Origin of the sequence: Microcystis sp. LEGE 08355 (assembly GCF_015207185.1) — a bacterium.
Lineage (GTDB): Bacteria > Cyanobacteriota > Cyanobacteriia > Cyanobacteriales > Microcystaceae > Microcystis > Microcystis panniformis.
The window spans coordinates 1-3,990 of sequence record NZ_JADEXI010000432.1 but is presented as its reverse complement, the minus strand read 5'-3'; the positions used below and the strand labels follow the sequence as shown (position 1 = coordinate 3,990).

Annotated in this window: 6 protein-coding genes and 3 pseudogenes; 3 read left to right on the top strand and 6 right to left on the bottom strand. The window is 40.4% G+C overall.

The annotated features are described in order from the left end of the window. Nucleotides 1–670, bottom strand: a 670-nt coding sequence (locus IQ242_RS18605) for an IS1634 family transposase (RefSeq protein ID WP_193960989.1), incomplete at its 3' end; no start/stop codon positions are given. A gap of 412 nt (nucleotides 671–1,082) precedes the next feature. Here IQ242_RS18605 and IQ242_RS18600 point away from each other — a divergent pair. From IQ242_RS18600 to IQ242_RS26330, 3 genes and pseudogenes are all read left to right on the top strand, one after another. Then, nucleotides 1,083–1,592, top strand: coding sequence for a hypothetical protein (locus IQ242_RS18600; protein ID WP_193960988.1), 510 nt, complete (start codon nucleotides 1,083–1,085; stop codon nucleotides 1,590–1,592). A gap of 99 nt (nucleotides 1,593–1,691) precedes the next feature. Beyond that, a pseudogene (locus tag IQ242_RS27245) lies at nucleotides 1,692–1,868 on the top strand (hypothetical protein); the annotation flags it as partial. A gap of 96 nt (nucleotides 1,869–1,964) precedes the next feature. After that, a pseudogene (locus IQ242_RS26330) lies at nucleotides 1,965–2,084 on the top strand (PEP-CTERM sorting domain-containing protein); the annotation flags it as partial. 84 nt (nucleotides 2,085–2,168) lie between these two features. Here IQ242_RS26330 and IQ242_RS18590 read toward each other — a convergent pair. From IQ242_RS18590 to IQ242_RS18565, 5 genes and pseudogenes are all read right to left on the bottom strand, one after another. Next, nucleotides 2,169–2,522 (bottom strand): annotated as a pseudogene (locus IQ242_RS18590) (DUF86 domain-containing protein). Further along, nucleotides 2,512–2,802 carry a nucleotidyltransferase family protein gene (locus tag IQ242_RS18585; RefSeq protein WP_193960990.1) on the bottom strand — a complete coding sequence of 97 codons (291 nt, stop codon included), beginning with the start codon at nucleotides 2,800–2,802 and terminating at the stop codon, nucleotides 2,512–2,514. The pseudogene IQ242_RS18590 and the gene IQ242_RS18585 overlap by 11 nt, the downstream one beginning before the upstream one ends. Before the next feature lie 50 nt (nucleotides 2,803–2,852). Then, a complete protein-coding gene (locus IQ242_RS18580) occupies nucleotides 2,853–3,257 on the bottom strand; it encodes a type II toxin-antitoxin system VapC family toxin (RefSeq protein WP_193960985.1) in 405 nt (134 codons plus the stop codon). Next, nucleotides 3,254–3,571 carry a hypothetical protein gene (locus tag IQ242_RS18575; protein WP_123230684.1) on the bottom strand — a complete coding sequence of 106 codons (318 nt, stop codon included), beginning with the start codon at nucleotides 3,569–3,571 and terminating at the stop codon, nucleotides 3,254–3,256. The genes IQ242_RS18580 and IQ242_RS18575 overlap by 4 nt, the downstream gene beginning before the upstream one ends. Nucleotides 3,572–3,790: 219 nt before the next feature. Further along, nucleotides 3,791–3,990: helix-turn-helix transcriptional regulator (locus IQ242_RS18565; RefSeq protein ID WP_193960984.1), on the bottom strand; the 200-nt coding region annotated here is incomplete at its 5' end.

The window sequence follows — 3,990 nt, the reverse complement described above, 5'->3', positions numbered from 1 at the left end:
CTTGTTTTTGAAATTCTCGGGCGATTTGACCAAAAACCGCTTTGTCTGCTTCATTTCCGTCCCCTACTTTCAGGAATAAAGGTACATCTCCATCCCCACTTACGATTAAGTCAATCATAAATTGTTTTAAGTCAGGTCGTCGGTCGCGGGAGTATCCGTGGGTAATTTTTATTGGCTGTTGTCTGGTTTCAATTTCTTCTCCCACTGCTCCTGATTTCAGGATTTCTACTGTTGGATATTCCTTGTTATATTCTCCTTCTACTGATAGAGAAGTCGAATCTAAATGGGAGTTCTCGGTTGCTACACCAAATTTTTTGACGGCGGCTAAACTAATGAGTAGGAAAATCCCCGAAACATCCAGTTGATAAAGTTTGTCCATTACTCGACCAATTTTATCATCATTCAGGTGTTTTGCTTCGATGCCTTCTCCCAGCAGATGTTCGGTTGCTTTATCTTCAAAAAATTGAGGAAATAAATACAAGGCCCGGGAGACAAATCCCAATCCATTCAGGATAATTGCTTTCACGACTTGCCCCGCTGTGACAATTTCTCCTCGCTCAATTGAGACTTGTTCGTTGATAATTTCAACGATTCCTATTTCATCGATAATTCCGGCTACTAATCCCAGATGGTCTAGATTTTTGACTTCAATTTCTGTTGATTGATTCATGGTCGAACAGCCCACTGCCTAAGTTTTCCAACAATTCCTATTTTTTCATAATTAGGGGTCTCAAGACCCCCCTAACGGCCACCGAGAAAATCTTCACCAGATAAGTATTTTTACTCAAGTCTCTGGAGGGGGACAGCTTATGTGACAGTTGAGGGTGCGGAATGTGGGCTGTAACTCCAAACTCATCTGAGCGTTGAGGAGGCATTTCTTGGCGGAAGGAGGGGATGTCGCTACTGTCCCAGGTGAGTCCGTGTCAGGGAGAGAAATATAAAGATTTGTTGAATTGTAGCTTTTGATACAGTTGTGGGGGGAGTGTGTATAGTTTAGCTGTCTGGCTTTAAGGTTGGGTTGTGCTGTCGCTTGACCCAAGCTACAAGAGCGGTACTCACGCTAGAACGAAGAAACTTTTCCTATGACTCTTAAACTTGCACCAATAGCTTTTTGCACCTCCGCCATAGTTACCTTAACTTGCTTTGGAGGTAGTGCATCAAGCCAAACTGCTGATGAGATTCCAATCGATCCAGGATTCCCCCCCGTACCTAGTCAGCCATTTTCTCTGCCTATTTCCTACAAATTTAATACTTCATTTGATGGCATTGAATGGACTGAAGAAGAAAAATTAGCAGTACGCCAAGATATTAACTATTTAGGCAGTTTCTTTGAACAACAGCCAGCATTTGTAGAGGAATATCCAGACATCACTTTGCGTTGGGCTGGGGACGATTTTTTCAGTAACTGGGGGAAAGTTCCTGTTGACGGATTTCAACTTGATTTAAATCTTACAGGAGCTTTGGGATTTGCAGCGAAACCAATTTTTACCCCTCCAGCAGAATGGAAGGACAAATATCCACTGGGTGAGATTTATTTCAACAAAAAGGTTCTTCGGTTTGTCTTATGCAATGGACGGGGTTATAAGGAATGAAACCCTTATAGAGAGAGACATTACCGCAATTTTTGTCAATTGTTTGCGATCTGGAGCGAACTAATCAATTAAATCTCTTGCCAGATAAGGATTTAGTCGATTTATGCCCCCATATCGAACCATACCAAGTCCCGAAGAGCCAACAAAAACAAGAAATGGCATTTTGATCAAAATAACCTTCCAGCTAATGATGAATATGATTTTTCAACTGTTGTACTGCATGAGCTAATCCATATGTTATCTGTAAATACTCATTCTGATGATAAAACAGAAGTTATGTATAAAGGTCTCAAACCAGGTGAAACAAGAAGAGTGATTCAACAGTCTGACAAAGATTTACTCAAGAAGGCAGGATATGATTTAAGGATAGCACCTGAACCCTCTTCCACCCTCAGCCTCCTCGCCCTCGGCACACTAGGCGCAGCTTCAACCCTCAAACGCAAACTAAAGTCCACTAAATCCACCGGAAAAGAAACCACAAAAGTAGGCTAAATTGCTTCTAAAAATACGACCATTGCCACCCCTTTATTCAGTCAGTTGAAGGGGTCTATTTTTTTGCTTTCGCTTATCCAACAACTATTCTGCTTCTATTTCGCTTTCTAACACTTCTTGTAGCTGTGGCACTAAGGTCGGTAAATCTTCTTAAATAGTTGCCCAAACTCTACTTAAATTAACTTGAAAATATTCGTGAGTTGCAACATTTCTCATTCCTCCCATCAAACGCCAAGGAATAAGAGGATGGCGAGACTGAATTTCCTTTGGTACATTTCTAGTTGCTTCTCCAATAATGATAAAATCATAGAGAACCGCTTTGATAGTGGTTTGATTCTTGGCAAATTCCTCAAACGTCATTCCCTTTGTACGCTGTTCAATTTCCCTGATAGATTCTAAAATGTCTTGAAGGCGAAGTCGCCAATCTCTAGAAGGCATTGATAACATCCTCCAGCACAGGTTCCCGTAAATGTTCTCGTAAGGCATCCTGAGTTCCTAAATCCACAGAGCATCCCAGAATATCTTCTAAATAATACTGTACTTGCAGAAGTTGAAAAAAACCACCTTGTCGATCGAATTCTACTAACAAATCTACATCACTATCGGCATCAGCTTCATCCCTTGCCACTGAACCAAATAAAGACAAAGATTTCACCCCTAGTTTTTGTAACTGTTCTCGGTGTGCGTCTAGAATTGCCAGTACCTCATCTCGTTTCATCTCTGTTTCCTTGCCCAAACCACTTAATCTGCCAAATCTTTCCAGAATAGTTATAGTGTCCAATCTTCTAATTCTAACCCTTCAATTTTACTGAAATGCTTTTGATTGTGGGTAATTAATACTAAATTATTCGCTATAGCTACTCCTGCAATTAAGAGATCGATGTCGTCAAGAGGAGTCCCTTGTTTCCTTAAGTCGGCATAAATTTTAGCTGATATCGTCACCGATTCGTCGGTTAAAAGTAGAATTTGATTCCCTTGGGAAAATTCCAAAAACTTGTCAAGCTGTTTCTGGGCATCTCGATGTTTTAAACCGCTCAAGATTTCATAATGAGTAATCAAGCTAAAACTTAATTGTCTGTATTCTTGGAGATATAAATTACAAGAATGAACAACCTGGGGATGATTGCGGAAAAACAAAGAAAGAATATAAGTATCAAGTAAACAAGGTTTCAAATCTCGAATCTCCGCGATAAAGAATTTTGACGACGCTGTTCTACTTCCTCACAAAAATTTATAAAATCTTCTTCAGGAATATCTTCCCAAATCCCCGCAAACTTGATAATTTCCTTACCTTCAGACGGAAGCTGAGATAGTTTTTCTTCAGGGAATATATCCGAAGAAATTAGATGAGTTTCTAGAACCGCTTTGAGTCGATTTAAAACATTTTCTAGAGAGCTATCTTGGTGATTAATTAGTTCTAATTCGGGAAATTTTACCGAATATCCATCGGGATTTTTGGAGATAATAATACTGATTTCATTAACCATTTTATCTCTCCTATTTAACTCTAAATTTTTCAGGATTTTTACTTTCTTATTATAGCAAAATAAGCCTTTAAAATCAGGGAAATATTTTTAGTTCATCAGGCTTTGGCTGAACAATCTTAGCCGTCACCGTCCCCACCACATACTGCTCCCTAAGAACAGCGATCGCCTCTCCAACTCCACAATACTCCAACGGGTATTGGTTAGGTGGTCGCCCGTTCCCTACTCCCACTTCATCGCATAGAGTTCGTCCAGTTTGCACTGAAAAAACTGGGTTAGTTTGCCAGTGCTGATGCTGTCGAGCCTTTTGAGCCTACCCCTGATCAGACTTCTGATAGTGGATTGGGCTACACCTGTCCGCTCCGACAGTTCGGCGATGCTTAAGCCTTTTTCAGCCATTAACGCCTCTAGGTTGCTGTAGA